Origin of the sequence: Roseofilum capinflatum BLCC-M114 (genome assembly GCF_030068505.1) — a bacterium.
GTDB lineage: Bacteria > Cyanobacteriota > Cyanobacteriia > Cyanobacteriales > Desertifilaceae > Roseofilum > Roseofilum capinflatum.
On sequence record NZ_JAQOSO010000056.1, the window covers coordinates 1 to 20608 of the forward strand.

Sequence of the window (20608 nt, forward strand, 5' to 3'; positions counted from 1 at the left end):
AGGCAATAGGCAATAGGCAATAGGCAATAGGCAATAGGCAATAGGCAATAGGCAAGGGGCAATAGGCAAGGGGCAAGAGGAAACCTGCCCGTGGCCTTGTCTGCCGACATGGTAAGTCCAATTAACCCTGGGGTCGAATCAGAACAATGGGAGTTTGTTCATCCGCATTACCGGCTGGGTTACTTCTGAGGGCTTGGGTGAGCAACTCCGTTGATAATTCTGGAGTCGCTGCTAATATTTTAACGGCTTTCAAGTCATTGACATCGACGATCGCCGCCGATAATCCCGTTTTTTCTTTAATTTTAGCCACCACCTCTTCGGGTTTATCGGGCCCCAGGACAATAAATTGATCGAAGGGGGGCAAGGTTCCCGTCACATCATCAATTAACCGTGCTTGCTCTCCTGCCAGTTGATAAAAGACTCCCGGTTTACGCAACAAGGCTTTGGCCAAAGCCCCGACCCCAAAGGCAAACACTACTCGAACTGGCCCCACGATATCAACTAAAGCCTGCATTCCGCAAGCCGTCGCCAAACTCGATGTCGGTAGAAAATAATAACAAATTCGTTTGGCAACCCATCCCGGTTTTACCGTCGTGGGATGGCGCAGCCGACCTTGCATGAGGGCGATCGGTGTTTCCCCAATCGTCACAATATCCCCCGGTTTAGCATGGGGCAAAACATACCGCTCCACCACTGCCACCGGATCATCTTGATCCGTCAAAATATGGGTCGGAATTGGAAAGACTTGCGCCCCTTCTGTCTCTCGTCCCGATGGCAACTCAGACACATCGGGATACTGAAGAGAATAGACCGAATGACCCGTTTTCGGAATCCGTCCTTCTGGCCCATAGGTCACATAATTGACCTTAATCCAAGCCGTTTGGATCAGATCCAAATTCGGCCCCATAATCTCAATACTGATCTTAAACCGCGTCTGTTTACCCACCTTGACAATATAGGCAAACCAATACTCATCTTCCCGGCTGGGGGCATCCGGATGTAAGGGAACCAGGCGAGTTTTCCAGCTTACTCCTTCCAAAGACCCCTTACTGAGCAGTTCCACCTCGACTGAAACCTCTGGAACCATAATTTCCAACGTCGAGGTTTCATTGACCAAAACCCCTTCTCCCACCAGTTGATAATGGTCAGCCGATAAAAATTCCCCCTGCCACCCTTCAAACTTTAGGGAAAGTTGATTCCCAGGGCGACTTCGATACTGATTCTCAATCGCCCATAGTAGAAGGCCTGCACCTCCGAGACCGATACCAATACTTTCTGCAATCACAACTGAACCTAACCCAACGCTGATCATTTGTCTCGATTCACTATACTCGATCTCCGTCCGTAGGGTGGGCAATGCCAGCCTGTTAGGGTGAGTTGAATTTTATTGGACTTCTGTTTACATTACTTAATAGATTCATATAAACCGGACACCAAACTTTATGAAGCCACTTGAGATTGCCCAACGAATATGCCTGATGGGTCATATCGCCACCATGCCCTTTGGCTGGGTGGGGTTGCTCTTCATTCTCCCGAACCCAGAGATTATCGTAAATTTGCCCCCCATCGGTCAAACCTTGTTTCGGGTGAGTATGTCTGGAGGTGGGGTTGTCAATATTTTATTAGGAGCAGCAGCCGTTGCTCTCTATGCCTATCGGACGTTGGGACTGCGCCGTTGGTTGGGATTTATGGTTCCTGCGGTGTGTTTGTCCCTGAGCAGTGAACTGATGGGAACCTGTACGGGGTTTCCTTTTGGAGATTACGGGTATTTGAGCGGATTGGGTTATAAAATTGTGGGTTTAGTGCCCTTTACTATCCCCCTGTCTTGGTTTTATGTGGGATTAGTCTCTTATCTGATTGCCTTGGGGGGCTTGCAAGTGGCCCAAAATAGAACGGTGATTAAACAAGTGGGGGCGATCGCCTTGGGTGCTATTCTACTGACAGCTTGGGATTTTGTTCTTGACCCGGCCATGAGCCAAACGATTATCCATTTTTGGGAATGGGGACAAGAGGGGCCGTTTTTTGGAATGCCTTATCAGAATTTTGCCGGTTGGTTAGCGACAGGAGCGCTGTTTATGAGTGTGGGGACTTGGATTTGGGGTCAGGAATTGCCCCAAGTTAGCCGCCCCCAATTGGGATTTCCCTTAGTGGTTTATTTGAGTAACTTCACGTATGCGGCAGTCCTGAGTGGGTTTAGTGGATTTACGACTCCAGTGGTTTTAGGTATCCTAATGGCAGTGATTCCAGCGTTGGTGTTGTGGTGGATCACCCCCGGACAGATTGAGGAGTCAGAACCCCTTAATGTTGCTGCTCGTCGGGTGAGAGCGGCCGCAGTCAATGTTGTTGGTAAGTAAAAATTAAGGAGAGGCAGAAGGGTATGGATGGGGGCCAAATATTAACTTGGGGATTGCTGGCGATCCAAATTCCGGCGATCGCCATTCTCCTGTTTCGCCTGTTGAAAGGCCCCTTCCGCCATCCTCCCATTCAACCCCAATCTGCCGATCTGGAGATGCTGGGAAGCGTTAGTGTAGTGGTTCCGACGCTGAATGAGCGCGATCGCCTTTCGCCCTGTTTAGAGGGGTTAACGCGCCAAAGCTACGAAGTGCGCGAGGTCTTGGTGGTGGATAGTCATTCCACCGATGGCACGGGGGATTTAGTGTTGCAAACAGCAGCTAAAGACCCCCGTTTTCGCCTGCTCCATGACGATCCTCTACCTCCCGACTGGGTGGGAAGACCTTGGGCACTGCATACGGGATTTTTGCACAGTTCCCCGAAAAGTGAGTGGATTTTGGGCATTGATGCGGATACTGTGCCTCATCCGGGATTGGTGGCAGGTTTAATTCAAATGGCTCAAGGTGAGGGGTATGATTTAGTCTCCCTCTCCCCTCGGTTTATTCTGGAATATCCGGGGGAATGTTGGCTGCAACCGGCGTTATTGATGACGCTGGTGTATCGATTTGGCCCTACGGGAACGTTTGAAAGTGCCGATCGCGTGATGGCAAATGGGCAATGTTTTTTAATCCGCAGACGGGTTTTAGAGGAGTTAGAGGGCTATACACCGGCTAAATCTTCCTTTTGTGATGATGTCACCTTAGCTCGTATAGCTGCTCAACGGGGGTTTAAGGTGGCGTTTTGGGATGGCGCTCCGGTGCTGAAGGTGCGGATGTATGAGGGCGCGTGGCAAACTTGGCAAGAGTGGGGGCGATCGCTAGACTTAAAGGATGCAACTTCCCCCTGGCAACTCTGGACTGACCTCTGGTTTCTCTTCGCCGTGCAATGCTTACCCCTAGCGGTCATTATTTTGGGAATGATCAGCGCATTCCCAGAAGGGATTATTTCTCAAACTCTAGTGAGCATTAATCTAGCATTATTCGCTATTCGCTTTGCCCTAGGATTTGCTATCTTCCCCTCTTACGACTTATCAAAAGCCCGGTTTTCTCTTCTCTTCTGGTTCTCTCCTTTGGCCGATCCTTTAGCCTTTATCCGCATTCTGCAATCTAGTTTTCAAACCTCGATTCAGTGGCGTGGACGTACCTATCAGGCAACCCCTAAATCTGAGTAGAAAACCCTCTCACCTTGTTATGGAGATCAAATCCATGTCTCTAACTGTTGAAGACCTAGAAAAACTCCAAACCCAATTCAGTGATTCCCATCTGGACTATCGAACAGAATTGGTAGATGGTAAAATTATTGTTATGGGATTATCCGATTATGTTTCTGAAGAAATCATTGCTCGATTAATTACCTTTCTGAATATGTGGGTACTCCCCCGAAAATTAGGTAGAGTCACTGGTTCTTCAGCCGGGTTTCGGCTACCAGATGGGAATTTGCGCGGGCCAGATGTTTCCTTTGTTCCGGCGGAAAAAATGCGTGAAGCCCCCCGCGCATTTGCCGAACTGGTTCCCGATTTAGCCATTGAAGTTAGGTCAGCATCAGACAATATTAAACCCTTGGTGGAAAAACTGGAGAAATTTCTGGAGTTAGGGAGTCAAGTTGGCATTTTAGTTGACCCGAAAAATCTCACAGTTACGGTTTATCGTTCTGATTGTGAACCGGTTGTTCTCACCGGTGAGGATAGGTTAACGATTCCGGAATTGTTGCCCGGTTGGGAACTCTCGGTTGCCGAAATTTGGCCCCCTGTGTTTGATTGAGAATCATGATTTCATTCTGCGATCGCCCATCAGATTATTATGGAAAGAAAATCCATGTCTTTGACGGTTGAAGACCTAGAAAAACTACAAACCCAATTCAGTGATTCCCATCTGGACTATCGAACGGAATTGGTAGATGGTAAAATTATTGTTATGGGATTATCCGATTATGTTTCTGAGGTGATTATTGCCCGATTAGTATTTTTCTTACAAAATTGGGTGATCCCAAGATCTTTAGGGTATGTCACTGGTTCTTCAGCCGGGTTTCGGTTACCGGATGGTAATTTACGCGGGCCAGATGTTTCCTTTGTTCCGGCGGAAAAAATGCGTGAAGCCCCCCGCGCATTTGCCGAACTGGTTCCCGATTTAGCCATTGAAGTTAGGTCAGCATCAGACAATATTAAACCCTTGGTGGAAAAACTGGAGAAATTTCTGGAGTTAGGGAGTCAAGTTGGCATTTTAGTTGACCCGAAAAATCTCACAGTTACGGTTTATCGTTCTGATTGTGAACCGGTTGTTCTCACCGGTGAGGATAGGTTAACGATTCCGGAATTGTTGCCCGGTTGGGAACTCTCGGTTACTGAAATTTGGCCCCCTGTGTTTGATTGAGACGCTTAAAAAATGGGTAGGGGTTAACGAGAATTCTGAGCGATCGCCTTCGCTTGTAAAATTAAATCTTGATCCTGGGCGCAGATCTGGCATCCTTGACGATCGCCTAATTGCTCTAAAGCCAAGAGAGCAGCATACTTGAGATCGAAAATGGAGGTTTGCAGAGCCTCGTGTAATCGGGGGATCGCTTCCGTTGCGCCTAAATTGCCTAGGGCGATCGCTGCCGCAGCTCTAGACTTTTGGAATTGAGGGGCTTGATTTTGCAAGGCTTCTATCAATAAATCATAGGCGGGTGAGTAGCCTAGCCATCCCAAGAGTTTCACCACATGATAATGAGCGCCATAATCATTATGGGCTTTGTCGGCAAAGGTGGCCAGTAGTGCCTCTGGTGCGTCTTGCGCGTAGGTGTGTAGGAGGGTATAACTGGCCAAATAACAGCGCCCAAAGTCCGTACTATAGAGTTCATTAATGGCAAACTCTAAGCTGGGGGTTTGGTCATATTCGTGGACAAATTCCAGGGTATCGGGATGATCGCGAATCACGCGATCGAAATAGGGTTCAACCTCGGCAAACGTGAATTTCTGGGCAGACATTCCGGTTTGAGCCAGATGTTTAATGCCTCGCAGACGAAAGACAATGGAAACCGGACATTGGACAATTTTGGGCAGAGCGGGATAATAGTGGGTGTCCATTAAATCTTGGATGCAAGCTCGGCGCACATTAATATTGTCACTATGCAGAAAGCTCACGACTCGATCCATCAGGCTGAAATCGCCGCTTAACTGGGATGTAGCGGCGATCGCCACACTCGCAATACACAGATCGTCTGAGTCGATAAACGGTTTAATCGCCTCTAGAGCGCTTTGATAGCCTAACTGCGCTAAAACTTGGATAATCACCCGATAGCTTTGATGCGGTTGGTGTAAGAGTTGGGTTATTTCTTCTAGAATTTCGGTATCCTCCGTGCCGATCTGGCCGATCGCCCAAACCGCATTTTCTACCGTATACATATCCGAATCGGTTAAACACTCGCGCAGTGTCGGTATAGCCCTCTCTGCCTTCAGTCGTCCCAAGCTTTCGGCTGCCTTCCGTCGGGCAATGCGATTATAGAGGTCATCCTCCTGATTATGAATTGCTTTAATTAAGGCGGCGATCGACCGTTCTGTGGGGTAGTGCATCAGGTGACAAGCTGCCACATAGCGATCGCTCGGATCGGTTAACTGATCCAAAGGCATTTCTAAAAGGGCGATCGCCCGGTCTTCACTTAAATTAAAAAGCTGAGAAAATCGTTTATCCATACCTCTAGCACCGAATCAGCATCAGCAGATTCCTTAAAAATACCTTGAAATCAACCGTTTAGGGATCGCATATCCCCCAGTTTATGCATCGATCGCCCCGAATTGTAAAGGATTGTTACCTTGTTTATCATAAACCGGGTCTGCGTAACCCCCATCTTTTATAGTCAATTATGACCTGTTCCATAATGGGTCACTTAAATTCAACTATTGAGAGGGAAACATTTCAATGCTTGACGCTTTTTCGAGAGCTGTGGTATCAGCAGATGCCAGCACTGCCGCTCTGAGCAGTGACAAAATCGCTGAACTTAAAGGCTTCATTGCTGAAGGAAACAAGCGCCTAGACGCTGTTAACGCCGTAGCCAGCAACGCCAGTTGTTGCGTTTCTGATGCCATTACCGGCATGATTTGCGAAAATGATGGCTTAATCCAAGCCGGTGGTAACTGCTACCCCAACCGTCGTATGGCTGCGTGCTTACGCGATGGTGAAATCATTCTGCGCTATGTCACCTATGCCTTGTTAGCTGGTGATGCTTCCGTTCTCGAAGATCGGTGCTTAAATGGCCTAAAAGAAACCTACACCGCCCTGGGAGTTCCCGCAACTTCCGCCGTTCGCGCTGTACAAATCATGAAGGCTATTTGTGTTGCTCACATCAACAACACGAACAAAATGTACGAGGGAACCAGCAAATTCCGCAAAATGGACACTCCTCAAGGAGACTGCTCTGCTTTAGCTTCTGAGTGTGCTGGATACTTTGATCGCGTTATTGCCGCTTTAAGCTAAAACCGATAAATAACTGCACCGCAGAACTACGTGCAATCGTCCATTAAAAAGTAACACCGATCACATAAACCTGGAGATAGTAAAGAAATGAAATCAGTTCTCACCACGGCTATTGCTGCTGCTGATGCTGCTGGTCGTTTTCCTACCAACTCTGACCTAGAGTCCGTTCAAGGTAGTCTGCAACGCGCTGCTGCTCGTTTAGAAGCGGCGGAAAAACTCAGTGGTAACATTGATGCCGTTGCTAAAGAAGCTTATGATGCGTGCATCAAAAAGTATTCTTACCTGAACAATGCTGGTGAAGCCAACTCCACCGATACCTTCAAAGCTAAGTGCCTGCGTGATATCAAGCACTACCTGCGCTTGGTTAGCTACTGCTTGGCTGTAGGCGGTACTGGCCCTCTTGATGAATGGGGAATTGCTGGACAGCGTGAAGTTTATCGTGCTTTAGGTCTGCCTACCGCTCCCTATGTTGAAGCTCTGACCTTCGCTCGCAACCGGGGTTGCGCTCCTCGCGATATGTCTGCACAAGCTCTAGTTGAGTACAATGCTCTCTTAGACTATGTAATCAACTCCTTGTCCTAGTCTATCGCTGGGCGAAAATTGAGTTGAATTCTTGATTAAAGTTCAAGGATAAAACTTTAGAGAACTCTAAGTTTAAAGCTTGGCTTCTTATGCAGTCAAGTTTAGGACTTAGAGTTCTTCCTCTGTTAATTGTTAATTCTATTCATTCTATGACCACGGATACCGACGCTTTATTTGCACAGCTTAAACATCCCAACCCCAATTTACGAGAACGGGCCATGGTACAGTTAGCGGAAAATCGCGATGAACAGACCATTGGTCGCTTAATTGAGATGGTGAATGAGGAAACGGTGGACATTCGCCGCGCAGCCGTGAAAGCGTTAGGGGTGATTGGGCCGGATGCCGTTTCTGCCATTGTTTCTCTGTTTGAATCGAGTGAGAATGCCACGATTCAAGCCAGTTGTGTGAAAGCTTTGGCCCAAGTTGCCGTGAATTATGGCCCCGATGCTTTTCCACAAGAAGGGGTAGAAGGGTTAAAGGTGGCTCTAAATCATCCGAATCCAGTGGTGAATATTGCCGCAGTCATGGCTTTGGGGGCTGTGGGTTCGCCGATGTTGGATTTGTTAGTGGAAACGCTAAAAACAACGGATAATTTAGCCTTAGCGGTATCGATTATTAATGCTTTGGCTTCTATGGGAGATGGTCGTGCTACAGAGGTGTTAACCCAATTAGCAAATGATGAATCGGCGGATACTTATATTCGGGAATCGGCCACGAATGCTTTACCCCGGTTAGAGCAAACGATTACCTATCGGGGAATAGGGAATGGGGAATAGGGAATAGGGAATGGGGAATGGGGAATGGGGAATGGGTAATTGTTCATTGTTCATTACTTAATCTTCCCAATCATCGTCTTCTGGGGTGCTATTTTCCAGTTTGGTAATTGCGAGTTGAATCACTTGGGCAACGGATGGTTCGCTCTCCTGGGTTAAAGCGGTTTGTAAGGAGTCTATTACACTGAGATCGCCGATTTTCATGAGGGAGAGGGCGGCACTTTTGCGGCTTTCTATGTCGGAATGTTGCAGGAGTTCTAAGAGTTGGGGAATGGCGTGGGTATATTTCAAGTTGCCTAATGCGGTGGCTGCTTCACAACGGACGATAGAGGCGGGATCATTTAGGGATTGTAATAATAATTGGCGTTCGCGATTATACTCTGCATCGCTGGCGCGATCGCCATTTTCGGGATTTTCTTGCGCGACTTGAGCCATCACTTCGACTACCGCAGCTCGCACTTCTGGGGACTCAGAAGCCATTTGTTGATAGACTAAATCCTTGGCTTCTGAGCCAATAAATGCCAACGCCCAACCCACTAATCCCTTATAATTTTCGGGATGATTGGCATCGGCGAGAATTTCCAATAGCGCGGGAACCGCAACTTCACCGGTTCTGGCTAAAGCGCCCACAGAAGAGCCTTTAACCACCATATCATCATCATTAAGCAGGGCTTCTACCAGTGTGGGAACGGCTGCGGGATCGGCAATTAGGGTTAAGGTTTTGGCTGCTGCTCGTCGCACCACGGGGTTAGCATGATGTCGCAGAGCCTCTAATAATACTGGAGTCGCAGGTGTGCCAATTTTTCCGATGGTTTCGGCAAAACTGAGGCGCACCATCCCCCTAGAATCGCCCAAGCATTCTACCATTTGCTGCAAAACTTGGCGATCGCCGCTATCAAACTCTTGGGCAACCATTTGCCCTTGCACGCTCTGCAAAAAAGCATCAGTTTCTTCTGTAGACAGACAGCCTAGGCGATCGGAAGTCGAAAATTCAGCAGGAGAAGGATGATTCATGACAAACGACAGTCAGCACAGACTCAAATTGTATAACAAAAAGAGTACGTTTACTCAATTCATTTCAGTCATATCATATCAAGTCCGATTGTTCATGTCCGCGAAGCGGAAATACCATGATTAAAAATTTAGGGAGCGAGACGCTCCCACTCCAGTAATATCAAGGGATTAGAGGAGTGCGAGCATCTTGCTCGCTATAGCAACACCATTCTATTCTTTATTCCCTTTAACTGGATTTGATATGATTACCGAACACCTCATCAATTTTTAATTTTTAATTTTTAATTTTTAATTTATTTACGGCAGAGCAAACCCCTTAGATTTCTTCTTCTTACCCTTCGAGGATTTCGGATTGCCATTTTTCATATACGCCTTCATCTGCGGGGTAAACCCGTCTGCATTCGCATTCGGTAAATTGCCCTGAGCCACATTTTCCACAATTTGAATATGCTTAGGCAACAAATTTTTCAAGTCATATTTTTCCACAATTAACTCCCTCGCTTTTTGGCGCAAAGGAGCCATTTTTTCTGGATTATCTAACGCCTCACTCACCCGTTTAGCAATCTCTTTCGGCGAGAAGAAATCCACCAACAAACCATTCTCTCCATCCTGGATCATCTCCCGGACTGGAGCCGTATCGGAACCCACAATTAAACAGCCGGTTGCTAAGGATTCCATCATCGACCAAGACAACACAAAGGGTCGAGTTAAATACACTCGCACAGTAGAAGCTTGCAGCACCTGTAAATAGAGTCCATAGGGTAGAGGGCCGGTAAAATGTACCCGTGACATATCCAAGTTTAGGCGCTCTAACATTGCCTGTTTATAGGTTTTGCCATTGGGCAACGATTTACCATAACAAACCCGGTCTTCTCCCACAATTACCACATGGCAATTGGGGCGCTGTTCCTGAAGATAAACAATCGATTCCATGAACTGGGGAAAACCGCGATAGGGTTCCATTCCCCTAGTGGCATAGGTAACAATTTCATCGACTCCGGATAGATCGATCGGAGCAATTGGCTTACTAAATCCTTCACCGGTAAATTTCAATTTTGCGCTAGGATTGGGCTTAAAATAATCGGTATCAATGCCATCGAAAATTACGGATAATTTACTTTGAAATTCTGGGGGGAATTGGGACTTTTGCCACTGGGTCGGACATACTCCCCAATCACAGTTATATAGGTCTTGTAAAATCGAAGCATTTTTAATCCGAATTCGACATAAATCATCAGCCGAAAGGGGTTCGGAGGGGTCAAAGTCGGCATCGGTTCCTCTGGCGTGATAAAACCATTCGTAGTAACACAGGAGAGGAGATTCAGGAAAAACTTCTTTTAAGAATAAGGTGGGCCCCCATCCGGAATGACCATACATAATATCGGGAATAAACCCTTCTGCTCGGAGTTGTTCTGCGACTCGATAGACACTTTGACCATATAAAACGGCGCTTTCTAAGGGGCGAACATAGTGATGGGTTTCTGCTCTCGGTTCTCGACTGGGACTGAAGAGAACTTTTCGCACTCCGGGAATGACCCATTCGGGGCGTTCATTTTTGGTGATGAACACGACTTGGTTATTGGGGTTGCTGCCAAAAACGTTGGCTAAATGACGGAATTGGGCGGGAAAGTTGGGGTGTAAAAATAGAATTTTCATGTAGGTTTAATGAACGGTTGGACAGATACGGTGGATTTCAGTCACGACGGTAAGGTGCGTTACTACTACTAAATGAGTTGTGTAATGGGAAATGCCCTCTCCCTATATCCCTCTCCCACGGGAGAGGGACTTTCCCCCTTCTCCCGTGGGAGAAGGGGGTAGGGGGATGAGGGGGGATCGTAGACCTCATATAGAGTACAAGTTGCTGTCATTATTGTTCAGGAGCGCGACAGATCCAAATACAATCTCTGGGCACTAATTCCGTATTTTGTTCTAAGATTTCATAGCCCAAGGTGGTGAGGAATTTTTCCATAATTTCATTGGTCATAATGGAGAAGGCGGTTCCATCTCGTTTTCCGAGAAGATTATGGGGATAATCGTTGAGAAATTTTTCCCATCCGAGGGGGGAGAGGATGTTACTATGGTGGAATAAACAGAGCCGTCTACCGCGCAAAAGTGGGGGAATTTGGACGAGATAATTGTAGATGTCTCGCGGTTCGATATGAACCATGGTATCGTAACAGAAACAGACATCAATACTGGCGGGTTGAATGCCGTTTAGGTTGAGTCCATTGAGTTTGACGTAGGATGTTTTTTCGCTCCCTAATCTTTCTTCAGTTGCTTTGAGCATTTGAGCGGAAATGTCGGCACAGACTAATTCTTGACAGTATTTCAATAATAGGGCTGCTGTTTTGCCTCCGCCAATACCGATTTCGAGGACGCGATCGCCAGATTGAATATACGGCGCGATTAAATGGGTTTCGATTAACTGTTCGTATTCTGACCGGGAAGAGGCTGCTCCGGCTTGTTTGCCGATCCATTCATCACCAACATGCTGATAATCTGGATCGGTAGATGTCCAATTTTGGGCATAATTATCCCAAGCGCCTTCATAGTCAATGGGGCTGGATGGTTTAGTCATAGTCCAAGGTAAGGGTTGACGAAGATAAACGGATAAACGCTGGTTGTGAGGGGTAAAATAGTGGGCGAGCTGTTGATAGAGTTGGGGGGAAATGTTGGGGTAGTCTCCAGCATCATAGATGGGGGTTTCTGTGAGATCGTGGGGGGGTAATTCCAGGAATTCATAGACTTGATTGGCGATCGCCTGGGGATGGCTGTAAAAGTCTTCAGCCAGTAAAATTAAGAACTGCTCCGAGGGGAAATACTCGTACCAACGCAGCAGTTGATCCAGGTATCGCCCCCGGTCTAAATAACTGTAATGGCGATGGTTAAAGCTATGATACAGGGGATTGGCTTGGATTTTTGCCACTTCTCCTTGTAGTCTTTGGGGTTCACTGGCGATCGCCGCTTCTAATCCTAACGTTTCAAATCCCCAGCGCACTTCATGATAATAATGGGAAATAGCCCGTTTTACCGGATCGCGCAATAGCACAATCAGTTTCGCGTCGGGATAACACTGGTGAACCCGTTGGGGAACCAAGGGATGATAGAGATAGTAGGGACTGGCTTCCCCTCTCATTCCCGGTTGCGGAAATTGGGCTTCATACCAAGACATTCCCCGGTCAAAGTGTAAGCTAAAGAAATGGAGTTCCTTTTCCTTTGCTGGACTAATCCCTGGATGTTCAATCAGATGATGATAGAGGGAAGTTGTCCCACTTTTTTGCGCCCCTATAATTAGGTAATCCACCATAAACCGGTTATTGAGAGTTGTTAGTCAGGCTATAGCGTTTCTCTTTTGCGTGAAGCCCTCACCCCCAACCCCCTCTCCCTTGGGAGAGGGGGCTAAGTTTGTATCTCATCTATTTGAGAAAGGCTATAGACCCACCCCTACTTAATAATCTTTTAACATCTTTGCGGCATTTATGGACAAAAACTCGGAGGGCAATTCCCTGGGAACCATACCCCGCTTGCCAACTGCGCCAGCCTAGCTGTAGGATGGGCAAACCGAAATTGAGGGGGCGATCGCCAAAAGGGTTATTTTTCACCTCTTGGGGATTGAGGTTGAGGCGATCGCAGACTGCTTGGTTCAAATTACGATGGGTAATATAGCTTCTTCCCGTCATTTTTCCGATTTTCTGCCATGCGGCGATCGCTTCCTGGGAGAGAGTCCCCGCATCTTCCACCACCCCCACCGCGTTGCTCTCATGAATGCGATATCGCACCAGGGGATGGGAAATATGGGCGATTTTGCCCTGATGGGAAGCAATTAGGGCAATCCACCAATCATGATACCAGTCGCCCCCATTTCGAGCAGGAAAGGGCAGCAGCACCGGGAGTAGTTGGGGACGAAACATCATCGTACATCCGGTGAGGGTGTTGCGGAGGAGGAGCAGTTGGGGGGTGAGGTTTTGGGGCGATCGCTTTTCAAACTGCCATGCAGAAGCGTGTCGGGTTTGGTCTTGCCCGTCGATCAGCTCTAGGTCAGAATGGACTAAAAGGGCTGATTCTGACTCTAAAGTGTGCCATTGACGCTCTAATTTATCGGGTAACCAAACATCATCCTGATCGCAACAGGCGATCGCCTGCAAACTCGGATCGTCTACACACAACTGTAATCCCCGCTCAAAGTTATGGTAGGAACCGACATTTTCCGAGTAGGGATGGAACTGAAAACGCGGATCTGCGGCGATCAGGGCTTGAATCTGGTGTTGGCACGCTTGAGAGGAGCGATCGTCCACTATATGACAAATCCAATCTTGCCACGTTTGCCCTTGTAAAGACTCAATTTGTTTTCGTAAATATTCCAAATCCGGGTTATAAGTTGCCAGAACAATCGCAATGTTTCGCTTCATCCTCCAGAGCCTTAAAAAAGAGACATCATTGTAGGGGAATGACTATATCACTAAAAACAATCGTCAACAGCCAACTATAATTATGATAGTTGCCAGCAAACGTCAGAATCCAGACTTGGGGAGCATCATGATTTCTAGGGTGAAGTCCAAACTCTACGAACGGCTTCAAACTCGCCGGGTACATGCCGGAGAGCCGATCTTCTATGAAGGCGATCGCGGAGACTTCGCCTATATCCTTGAAGAAGGAGAAGTGGAAATTTGGACTCAGATAGACGAAAAACGCCGGATTCTGAATCGTCTCTATCCTGGCTCCATGTTTGGTGAAATTGCCTTAATTGATGGTCAACCGCGATCGGCTTCGGCTACCGCTTTAACCGATGTGAGATTAACTGTAGTCACCAAGGAGCAGGTCAACCGCCGCATTCAAGAAGCCGATCCCCTGTTGCGAATGTTACTGTTGATGGTGATGCGCTATTTTCGCTCGGAAACACAAAATTTCCGATCGCGCGGTAAAGCCCTAGCGCCTAAGTTTTTTCTAGAGAAACTCTATCCTGACCTGAATCCCCAAAAAGATCTCTCATTTCGACTGACAGAAGCCGTAGATTTGATCCGCATGGAAAATGAGTTACGCACGGCTTTAAATGAGAATGAATTTAAGCTCGTCTATCAACCGATCCTCGATTTAGAAACCCAAACTATCACCGGGTTTGAAGCTTTAATTCGCTGGCACAGTCCTAAACGGGGGTTTGTACCTCCCGATCAGTTTATTCCCTTGGCAGAATCGACTTCTTTAATTGTCCCTATTGGTCAATGGGTGATGGAAACTGGACTGCAAGCCTTAAGGACAATTCAAGAACAGGTCAGTTATCCATTAACCATGAGTTTTAATATCGCTAGTCGCCAAATTGAAGATCCAAATTTTCTCAGTTTTCTCCTCAATTGTACGGATAAAAATGGACTCAACTATCAGCAAGTGAAGCTGGAAATTTTAGAGCGCACTTTATTTGACAGCGAACGGGCGATCGCCTGGGTACAACAGTGTCATGCTTTGGGGTTCCCTTTGGTTTTAGATGATTTTGGTACGGGATACTCTAGTCTCCAGTATCTGAATGAATACAATCTCGATACCTTAAAAATTGATAAGTCCTTTGTCCAAGGGATGAATGCCCAGGAAAATAACAAAAGTCGTAGTATTTGTTATGCGATTATCAACTTATCGAAAGCGTTGGGAATGACGATTGTTGCAGAAGGCATTGAAACCCGTGAGCATCTAGAAGCGCTCAAAGAATTCGAGTGTAATTATGGGCAAGGGTATTTCTTTTCACGACCTGTTCCCCTAGAAGAGGCGATCGCCCTCTTTGACGACCCCCGGTTTAGTTTAGGGAATGGGGAATAGGGAATAGGGAATGGGGAATAGGGAATGGGGAATGGGGAATGGGGAATAGGGAATGGGGAATAGGGAATGGGGAATAGGGAATGGGGAATGGGGGTTAAGCTTCGATGCGGCGGTCTTTTTCAAACCAGGATACAATATCCATCACGTTTAAATCGGTTACCTTAACTTGGTTTTCCTGGGCAATTTGGTTCAGGGGAACCCGTGCTGAACTCACCAGACGAGCGAAAAAATTGATGAAGCTCTCATCGAGATCGATAATCTTTTGAATGTGGGTGTCGTGTTTCACCCAATTGGCGATCGCCTCCTCAGAAATCGTTTCTGCGGGTTCATGGGTCTCTAGACTAATTTCTTTGAGAGCGCGACAAGCATAAATCGCCAGTCGGGTGGAAAACTTATCTGCCGAAGATAATAAGGCTGAATCCACCACCATGGCTTCTTCTTCGGTGAGAAATTCTACCGGTAAACGGGAAGTCATAATCAATTAAAAATTAAAAATTAAAAATGCTTGCATTCAACACTATTCTTTCCCACCCCAGCCCAAAGCTTGAGAAACGTAAGGTTTATTTAATTGAATTTTGGGGGGCGATCGCCCAAGCTTAAGCTGATTCAGCCCGATTCATGACCGGCGCGATTAAATAACCACAGCGATGTTCTCCATCAATAATCCAATGAGTACGTTCCACCTGACAATCCGGAAACAGATCAGAAAACATCTCCAATTCATGGCCACACACCGTCGGAAAGGATTCAGCTACATCGGCGATCGCGCAATGATGCTCCGTTAACATAAATCCGGTTGCTCTATTCGGATTCTGGGCATCCGGTTCTACGGCATACCATTGAGCCATATACCCTTCTTCCTGCCGCAGTTCCACCAACTTTTCTACCCGTTCCTCAATCGTGCCACTTCTGAGGCGATCGCGGTAAACCTGCGCTTTACGCTGCCATTGCTTCTGCAAAATCGACCCCACTTGGTCTTTGCCCACCGTTTCCGCTAAAGTATCCAGAAGAGCCACAGCAAATTCACCATGATTATTGGGAAAGCGATCGCGCCCCTTCCGACTCAGGGAATACCAATGTTGGGGCCGTCCCATCGAAGTCTGTCCATCCTTATCTCCATGCACAACCTCATACTCAATCAACTCCTCCCCCTCCAAGTCCTTCAGATGTCGCCGAATCGCTTGGGGACTCACCCCCAACGCCTCTGCTAACTCCAAAGCCGTTGCTTGGCCATCCTTGAGGAGGTACTCCAGAATGGCCTCTTTCGTCGAAATTTGGTGAGCTGTTCCCATGATCTTCACAAAACTTAATCACCACTACAGCGTATACACAATCCCAAAATTGGGATTTGACAACAAACTTGTTGCTAAACTACGCTAAAATCATAGTAAAGCAACATGCAAGTTGTTTAAACCCATTATACTCGTTTAATCCTGTTCATTCATTAAGAATTTGCCCATGAGCCTATCATCCCAACCCCAGCAAGCCACAGAAGCCAGTCTAGAAGCCATGCGGAAATTTTCCGAAAAATATGCGGAAAACACCGGCACGTACTTTTGTTCTGACCTGAGCATCACGGCTGTCGTCATCGAAGGACTCGCCAAACACAAAGACGAACTCGGCGCTCCCCTCTGTCCCTGTCGTCACTACGAAGACAAAGAAGCCGAAGCCAAAGCCGCCTACTGGAACTGCCCCTGCGTCCCCATGCGCGAGCGCAAAGAATGCCACTGTATGCTCTTCCTCACCGAAGACAATCCCTTTGTCGGCACAGAAAGAGCCATCAGCATCGATCAAATTCGAGGCACAACCGACTCCGTAAGCGCATCCTAAGCTCATCAAGGAAAATCACCCAGCCTTGTCCCCCTAGTTACTAGAGAACACCCACCATGTCCACTAGCGTCAAAACCCTAGTCAACCAACCCTACAAATACGGTTTCATCACCGACATCGAAACCGACAAAATCCCCAACGGCTTAAGCGAAGACGTAGTACGCCTGATTTCCGCCAAGAAAAACGAACCGGAATTCATGCTCAACTTCCGACTCAAAGCCTACCGTCGATGGCTAGAAATGAAAGAACCCAACTGGCCCCATCTTCAATATCCCCCCATCGACTACCAAAACATCAGCTATTATTCTGCCCCCAAACAGCAGGATAAAAAGAAAAGTCTCGATGAAGTTGACCCCGCTCTTCTAGAAACCTTCGACAAGCTCGGTATTCCCCTTTCCGAACAAAAACGGCTCTCCAACGTAGCCGTCGATGCCGTATTTGATAGCGTTTCCATTGCCACCACTTTCCGGGAAAAACTAGCAGAAGAAGGGGTGATTTTCTGCTCCATTTCCGAAGCCGTCCATGACTATCCCGAACTGGTAGAAAAATACCTCGGTAGTGTTGTTCCGGTCGGCGATAATTACTTTGCCGCTCTCAACAGCGCCGTATTTAGTGATGGTTCCTTCGTATTTATCCCCAAAAATACTCAATGCCCCATGGAACTGTCCACCTATTTCCGGATTAATAGTGGTGATACCGGACAATTTGAGCGCACCTTAATTGTGGCCGAGGAAGGCTCACAAGTTTCCTACCTGGAAGGCTGCACGGCTCCCATGTACGACACCAACCAACTACACGCGGCCGTCGTAGAATTAGTCGCTTTGGATAATGCTGATATTAAATATTCCACCGTTCAAAACTGGTACGCTGGTGACGAAAACGGCAAAGGCGGAATTTATAACTTCGTCACCAAACGAGGACTGTGTAAAGGAGTCAATTCTAAGATTTCCTGGACTCAGGTCGAGACCGGTTCAGCCATCACCTGGAAATATCCCAGTTGCGTGTTAGTGGGCGATAATTCCGTCGGTGAATTTTACTCCGTTGCCCTCACTAATAACAAACAGCAAGCCGACACCGGAACTAAGATGGTTCATGTGGGCAAAAACACCCGCAGCCGGATTATTTCTAAGGGAATTTCTGCCGGTGGTTCTGCCAACAGTTATCGCGGTTTGGTGAAAGTGAACGCCAAAGCAGAAGGGGCGCGAAACTATTCCCAATGTGATTCCATGCTGATTGGGGATAATGCGGAAGCCAACACTTTCCCCTATATCCAAGTGCAAAATAATTCTGGAAAAGTAGAGCATGAAGCCTCAACTTCCAAAATTGGGGAAGATCAGCTCTTCTACTTTGCCCAACGGGGAATTTCCGCCGAAGATGCGGTTTCCATGATGATTAGTGGCTTCTGTAAGGATGTGTTTAATCAGTTGCCCATGGAATTTGCCGTAGAAGCAGATAAGTTGTTGAGTTTGAAATTAGAAGGAACAGTCGGCTAAATATGAGTATTTTATCAGTACGCAATCTGACCGCGAATGTGGCGGGTCAATCGATTCTCAAAGGTTTAAACTTGGACATTAAGGCGGGAGAAATCCATGCCATTATGGGGCCCAATGGTTCTGGAAAAAGTACGTTTTCTAAGATTCTTGCGGGTCATCCAGCCTATGAAGTCACCGGTGGCGAGATTATTTATAAAGGTGAGAATTTGCTGGAGATGGAACCGGAAGATCGGGCGACTTCTGGGGTGTTTTTGGCGTTCCAGTATCCCCTGGAAATTCCCGGTGTGAGCAATTTGGACTTTTTGCGGGTTGCCTATAATTCCAAACGGAAACAACAGGGTTTGGAAGAGTTGGATACGTTTGATTTCCAAGACTTGGTGGAAGAGAAGTTAGACGTGGTGAAAATGGATGCGGCATTTTTAGACCGCAGCGTGAATGAAGGGTTTTCTGGAGGGGAGAAAAAGCGGAATGAAATTCTGCAAATGGCCCTTCTAGAACCGACGTTGGCGATTTTAGATGAAACGGATTCAGGTTTGGATATTGATGCCCTGAAAATTGTCGCCAATGGAGTGAATCAGTTAACGCGCCCGGATAATGCGGTGTTGATGATTACCCACTATCAACGGTTGTTGAATTATATTGTGCCCGATTATGTGCATGTGATGGCGGATGGCCGGATTTTACGCACGGGCGGTAAGGAGTTAGCTTTGGAACTTGAATCTAGGGGTTATGACTGGATTCTAGAGGAAGCATTACAGGGGGTGAAATAGGATGAGTACGCTTTCAGTTGGGGCTTTATCCCCCACGGAACTGAACCGGGAAAATCCCCGGCTTTATGCAGTGCAACAGCTTCTGAAGACTCGCCTAGGGTTTGATAAACCGGAACTCGATCCGGCGCTGGTGTCCTTAATTCAGGCAGTGCGAGAACATGGGGCGGCGATCGCCTCAGAACTGCAATTTCCTAGCTCCAAGGACGAGGAATGGCGGTTTACCGATATTTCTCGCCTCTTGGGTGTGGACTTCCAACCCGCCACTGTGCCCAGTGGAGCGTTTATGGATATTACGCCCTTTATCTTGCCAGAAGCAGAACACAGCCGTCTGGTCTTTGTCAATGGCGTATATTCTGCCGATCTCTCCGATCTCTCTGGGCTTGATGTAGAAACAGTGACCCACCTGTTATCAGGAGCAGTTGCGGAAGTTCAACTTAATTCCTACTTGGGCAAACAACCGGGAAATCAAGAAGTCTTTACTGCCCTCAATAGCGCCAGCTTACAGGATGGGGCGCTGGTGTGGATACCGGCAAATCAGGTAATAGAAACACCGATTCATGTGCTGTTTTTATCGGTAGAAGAGGGAGAAGCGGAAATTGCCAGTCCCCGCACCTTAGTGGTAGCGGGAGCCAATAGTTCCGTTACCCTGATTGAACAGTATGTCACCATTAGCAGTTGTCCAGCCGCTCCCGGAATTACCCCCTACTTTAGTAATGCGGTGACCGAAGTTTGGTTAGAAGACAATGCCCAAGTGAACCATACTCGCATTCAGCAGGAAGGACAGCAAACCATCCACATCAGCAAAACCGCAGTTTCTCAAAACCGTGACAGCCGATATACACTCAATACGATTAGTTTAGGAGCCGGTTTATCCCGTCATAATATTGATGTGATTCACCAAGGAGAAGGAACCCAAACTACGCTCAATGGCTTAACTGAAATTACCGGTCAACAATGCTCGGATACCCATAGTAGCGTTAATCATTTGTATCCGAATGGCAGCAGTAATCAACTGCATAAATGCATTGTGGATCAAAAAGCCCATGGGATATTTAATGGTAAAGTCTTTGTGCCCAAAGCCGCTCAGTTAACCAACGCCCAACAGCTTAATCGCAGTTTGGTTTTGTCAGACAAGGCGAAAGTAGACACCAAACCGCAACTCCAAATTACCGCCGATAATGTCAAATGCTCCCATGGGGCAACGGTGAGTCAGTTAGAAGAGGAAGAAGTCTTCTATCTACAAAGTCGAGGCTTATCGAAAGAAGCCAGTCGTCATCTGCTGATTGATGCCTTTGCCAATGAGATTTTAGCTCGCATTCCTCTGACTTCCTTGCAAGGTAAATTGGCTCAGTGTCTCTCGTGCCGTACCAATTTTTGATCCCCCCTAGCCCCCCTTAATTTGATCCCCCCTAACCCCCCTTAGAAAGAGGGGGGAAATCAAAAAAGTCCCCCTTTTTAAGGGGGATTTAGGGGGATCGAGATCTCCCTTTTCCCCACTCATT

Annotated in this window: 21 protein-coding genes; 12 read left to right on the plus strand and 9 right to left on the minus strand. The window is 47.2% G+C overall.

What is annotated here, in order from left to right; genetic code table 11:
- Positions 1 to 121: 121 nt before the first annotated feature.
- Entirely contained in the window at positions 122 to 1312 is a 1191-nt protein-coding gene (locus PMG25_RS10795; protein WP_347178811.1) for a F420-0:Gamma-glutamyl ligase, read from the minus strand.
- A 130-nt stretch (positions 1313 to 1442) separates the two neighbouring features.
- Here PMG25_RS10795 and cruF point away from each other — a divergent pair, with 130 nt between their 5' ends.
- The 4 genes from cruF to PMG25_RS10815 are packed head-to-tail and all read left to right on the plus strand — an operon-like array spanning position 1443 to position 4760.
- Entirely contained in the window at positions 1443 to 2354 is a 912-nt protein-coding gene (gene cruF / locus PMG25_RS10800) for a gamma-carotene 1'-hydroxylase CruF (RefSeq protein ID WP_283766909.1), read from the plus strand.
- A 23-nt stretch (positions 2355 to 2377) separates the two neighbouring features.
- Complete coding sequence (gene cruG, locus PMG25_RS10805; RefSeq protein WP_283766910.1) at positions 2378 to 3562, plus strand: 2'-O-glycosyltransferase CruG; 1185 nt, start codon at positions 2378 to 2380, stop codon at positions 3560 to 3562.
- 34 nt (positions 3563 to 3596) lie between these two features.
- Positions 3597 to 4151, plus strand: a complete 555-nt coding sequence (locus tag PMG25_RS10810; protein WP_283766911.1) for a Uma2 family endonuclease — start codon at positions 3597 to 3599, stop codon at positions 4149 to 4151.
- Between the two features lie 54 nt (positions 4152 to 4205).
- A complete protein-coding gene (locus PMG25_RS10815) occupies positions 4206 to 4760 on the plus strand; it encodes a Uma2 family endonuclease (protein ID WP_347178813.1) in 555 nt (184 codons plus the stop codon).
- A 23-nt stretch (positions 4761 to 4783) separates the two neighbouring features.
- Here the strand turns inward: PMG25_RS10815 and cpeY are convergent, their stop codons facing one another.
- Positions 4784 to 6058 carry a C-phycoerythrin alpha-cysteine-82 phycoerythrobilin lyase CpeY gene (cpeY, locus tag PMG25_RS10820; protein WP_283766913.1) on the minus strand — a complete coding sequence of 425 codons (1275 nt, stop codon included), beginning with the start codon at positions 6056 to 6058 and terminating at the stop codon, positions 4784 to 4786.
- 226 nt (positions 6059 to 6284) lie between these two features.
- Here cpeY and cpeB point away from each other — a divergent pair, with 226 nt between their 5' ends.
- The 3 genes from cpeB (at position 6285) to PMG25_RS10835 (ending at position 8197) form a co-directional block, all read left to right on the plus strand.
- Positions 6285 to 6839, plus strand: coding sequence for a phycoerythrin subunit beta (gene cpeB / locus PMG25_RS10825; protein WP_283763038.1), 555 nt, complete (start codon positions 6285 to 6287; stop codon positions 6837 to 6839).
- 87 nt (positions 6840 to 6926) lie between these two features.
- On the plus strand, positions 6927 to 7421 hold the full coding sequence (cpeA, locus tag PMG25_RS10830; protein WP_283766914.1) for a C-phycoerythrin subunit alpha: 495 nt from the start codon (positions 6927 to 6929) through the stop codon (positions 7419 to 7421).
- Between the two features lie 149 nt (positions 7422 to 7570).
- Positions 7571 to 8197 carry a HEAT repeat domain-containing protein gene (locus PMG25_RS10835; protein ID WP_283766915.1) on the plus strand — a complete coding sequence of 209 codons (627 nt, stop codon included), beginning with the start codon at positions 7571 to 7573 and terminating at the stop codon, positions 8195 to 8197.
- Between the two features lie 57 nt (positions 8198 to 8254).
- On the opposite strand, the gene PMG25_RS10840 is transcribed toward PMG25_RS10835, so the two are convergent.
- The 4 genes from PMG25_RS10840 to PMG25_RS10855 form a co-directional block, all read right to left on the minus strand.
- Complete coding sequence (locus PMG25_RS10840; RefSeq protein WP_283766916.1) at positions 8255 to 9208, minus strand: HEAT repeat domain-containing protein; 954 nt, start codon at positions 9206 to 9208, stop codon at positions 8255 to 8257.
- 297 nt (positions 9209 to 9505) lie between these two features.
- Positions 9506 to 10864 (minus strand): glycosyltransferase family 4 protein, encoded by a 1359-nt coding sequence (locus tag PMG25_RS10845; RefSeq protein WP_283766917.1) that lies wholly within the window; start codon positions 10862 to 10864, stop codon positions 9506 to 9508.
- A gap of 211 nt (positions 10865 to 11075) precedes the next feature.
- The gene (locus PMG25_RS10850; protein WP_283766918.1) at positions 11076 to 12515 is read right to left on the minus strand and encodes a sulfotransferase domain-containing protein; all 1440 of its coding nucleotides are present in this window, start codon (positions 12513 to 12515) and stop codon (positions 11076 to 11078) included.
- 109 nt (positions 12516 to 12624) lie between these two features.
- Positions 12625 to 13617, minus strand: a complete 993-nt coding sequence (locus PMG25_RS10855) for a glycosyltransferase family 2 protein (protein WP_283766919.1) — start codon at positions 13615 to 13617, stop codon at positions 12625 to 12627.
- 82 nt (positions 13618 to 13699) lie between these two features.
- On the opposite strand from PMG25_RS10855, the gene PMG25_RS10860 reads away from it, so the two are divergent.
- On the plus strand, positions 13700 to 15013 hold the full coding sequence (locus tag PMG25_RS10860; RefSeq protein ID WP_283766920.1) for an EAL domain-containing protein: 1314 nt from the start codon (positions 13700 to 13702) through the stop codon (positions 15011 to 15013).
- Here the strand turns inward: PMG25_RS10860 and PMG25_RS10865 are convergent.
- The 3 genes from PMG25_RS10865 to sufR all read right to left on the minus strand — a co-directional run bounded on the left by PMG25_RS10865 (position 14996) and on the right by sufR (position 16305).
- Positions 14996 to 15136, minus strand: coding sequence for a hypothetical protein (locus tag PMG25_RS10865; protein ID WP_283766921.1), 141 nt, complete (start codon positions 15134 to 15136; stop codon positions 14996 to 14998). The genes PMG25_RS10860 and PMG25_RS10865 overlap by 18 nt on opposite strands.
- On the minus strand, positions 15108 to 15488 hold the full coding sequence (locus tag PMG25_RS10870; protein WP_283766922.1) for a hypothetical protein: 381 nt from the start codon (positions 15486 to 15488) through the stop codon (positions 15108 to 15110). Before PMG25_RS10870 ends, PMG25_RS10865 begins: the two co-directional genes overlap by 29 nt.
- Positions 15489 to 15609: 121 nt before the next feature.
- Positions 15610 to 16305, minus strand: coding sequence for an iron-sulfur cluster biosynthesis transcriptional regulator SufR (sufR, locus tag PMG25_RS10875; RefSeq protein ID WP_283766923.1), 696 nt, complete (start codon positions 16303 to 16305; stop codon positions 15610 to 15612).
- A gap of 166 nt (positions 16306 to 16471) precedes the next feature.
- Here sufR and PMG25_RS10880 point away from each other — a divergent pair, with 166 nt between their 5' ends.
- From PMG25_RS10880 to sufD, 4 genes are read left to right on the plus strand one after another with little or no spacing between them, the layout of a single operon-like run.
- On the plus strand, positions 16472 to 16843 hold the full coding sequence (locus tag PMG25_RS10880) for a ferredoxin-thioredoxin reductase catalytic domain-containing protein (RefSeq protein WP_283766924.1): 372 nt from the start codon (positions 16472 to 16474) through the stop codon (positions 16841 to 16843).
- Between the two features lie 56 nt (positions 16844 to 16899).
- Entirely contained in the window at positions 16900 to 18336 is a 1437-nt protein-coding gene (sufB, locus tag PMG25_RS10885) for a Fe-S cluster assembly protein SufB (protein ID WP_283766925.1), read from the plus strand.
- Between the two features lie 2 nt (positions 18337 to 18338).
- Complete coding sequence (gene sufC / locus PMG25_RS10890; protein WP_283766926.1) at positions 18339 to 19106, plus strand: Fe-S cluster assembly ATPase SufC; 768 nt, start codon at positions 18339 to 18341, stop codon at positions 19104 to 19106.
- Between the two features lies 1 nt (position 19107).
- On the plus strand, positions 19108 to 20484 hold the full coding sequence (sufD, locus tag PMG25_RS10895; RefSeq protein ID WP_283766927.1) for a Fe-S cluster assembly protein SufD: 1377 nt from the start codon (positions 19108 to 19110) through the stop codon (positions 20482 to 20484).
- The last annotated feature ends 124 nt before the right edge of the window (positions 20485 to 20608 follow it).

Coding starts and splice junctions, on each gene's coding strand:
- PMG25_RS10795 (WP_347178811.1), bottom strand. CDS start 1,312: ATGATCAGCGTTGGGTTAGGTTCAGTTGTGATTGCAGAAAGTATTGGT.
- cruF (WP_283766909.1), top strand. CDS start 1,443: ATGAAGCCACTTGAGATTGCCCAACGAATATGCCTGATGGGTCATATC.
- cruG (WP_283766910.1), top strand. CDS start 2,378: ATGGATGGGGGCCAAATATTAACTTGGGGATTGCTGGCGATCCAAATT.
- PMG25_RS10810 (WP_283766911.1), top strand. CDS start 3,597: ATGTCTCTAACTGTTGAAGACCTAGAAAAACTCCAAACCCAATTCAGT.
- PMG25_RS10815 (WP_347178813.1), top strand. CDS start 4,206: ATGTCTTTGACGGTTGAAGACCTAGAAAAACTACAAACCCAATTCAGT.
- cpeY (WP_283766913.1), bottom strand. CDS start 6,058: ATGGATAAACGATTTTCTCAGCTTTTTAATTTAAGTGAAGACCGGGCG.
- cpeB (WP_283763038.1), top strand. CDS start 6,285: ATGCTTGACGCTTTTTCGAGAGCTGTGGTATCAGCAGATGCCAGCACT.
- cpeA (WP_283766914.1), top strand. CDS start 6,927: ATGAAATCAGTTCTCACCACGGCTATTGCTGCTGCTGATGCTGCTGGT.
- PMG25_RS10835 (WP_283766915.1), top strand. CDS start 7,571: ATGACCACGGATACCGACGCTTTATTTGCACAGCTTAAACATCCCAAC.
- PMG25_RS10840 (WP_283766916.1), bottom strand. CDS start 9,208: ATGAATCATCCTTCTCCTGCTGAATTTTCGACTTCCGATCGCCTAGGC.
- PMG25_RS10845 (WP_283766917.1), bottom strand. CDS start 10,864: ATGAAAATTCTATTTTTACACCCCAACTTTCCCGCCCAATTCCGTCAT.
- PMG25_RS10850 (WP_283766918.1), bottom strand. CDS start 12,515: ATGGTGGATTACCTAATTATAGGGGCGCAAAAAAGTGGGACAACTTCC.
- PMG25_RS10855 (WP_283766919.1), bottom strand. CDS start 13,617: ATGAAGCGAAACATTGCGATTGTTCTGGCAACTTATAACCCGGATTTG.
- PMG25_RS10860 (WP_283766920.1), top strand. CDS start 13,700: ATGATAGTTGCCAGCAAACGTCAGAATCCAGACTTGGGGAGCATCATG.
- PMG25_RS10870 (WP_283766922.1), bottom strand. CDS start 15,488: ATGACTTCCCGTTTACCGGTAGAATTTCTCACCGAAGAAGAAGCCATG.
- sufR (WP_283766923.1), bottom strand. CDS start 16,305: ATGGGAACAGCTCACCAAATTTCGACGAAAGAGGCCATTCTGGAGTAC.
- PMG25_RS10880 (WP_283766924.1), top strand. CDS start 16,472: ATGAGCCTATCATCCCAACCCCAGCAAGCCACAGAAGCCAGTCTAGAA.
- sufB (WP_283766925.1), top strand. CDS start 16,900: ATGTCCACTAGCGTCAAAACCCTAGTCAACCAACCCTACAAATACGGT.
- sufC (WP_283766926.1), top strand. CDS start 18,339: ATGAGTATTTTATCAGTACGCAATCTGACCGCGAATGTGGCGGGTCAA.
- sufD (WP_283766927.1), top strand. CDS start 19,108: ATGAGTACGCTTTCAGTTGGGGCTTTATCCCCCACGGAACTGAACCGG.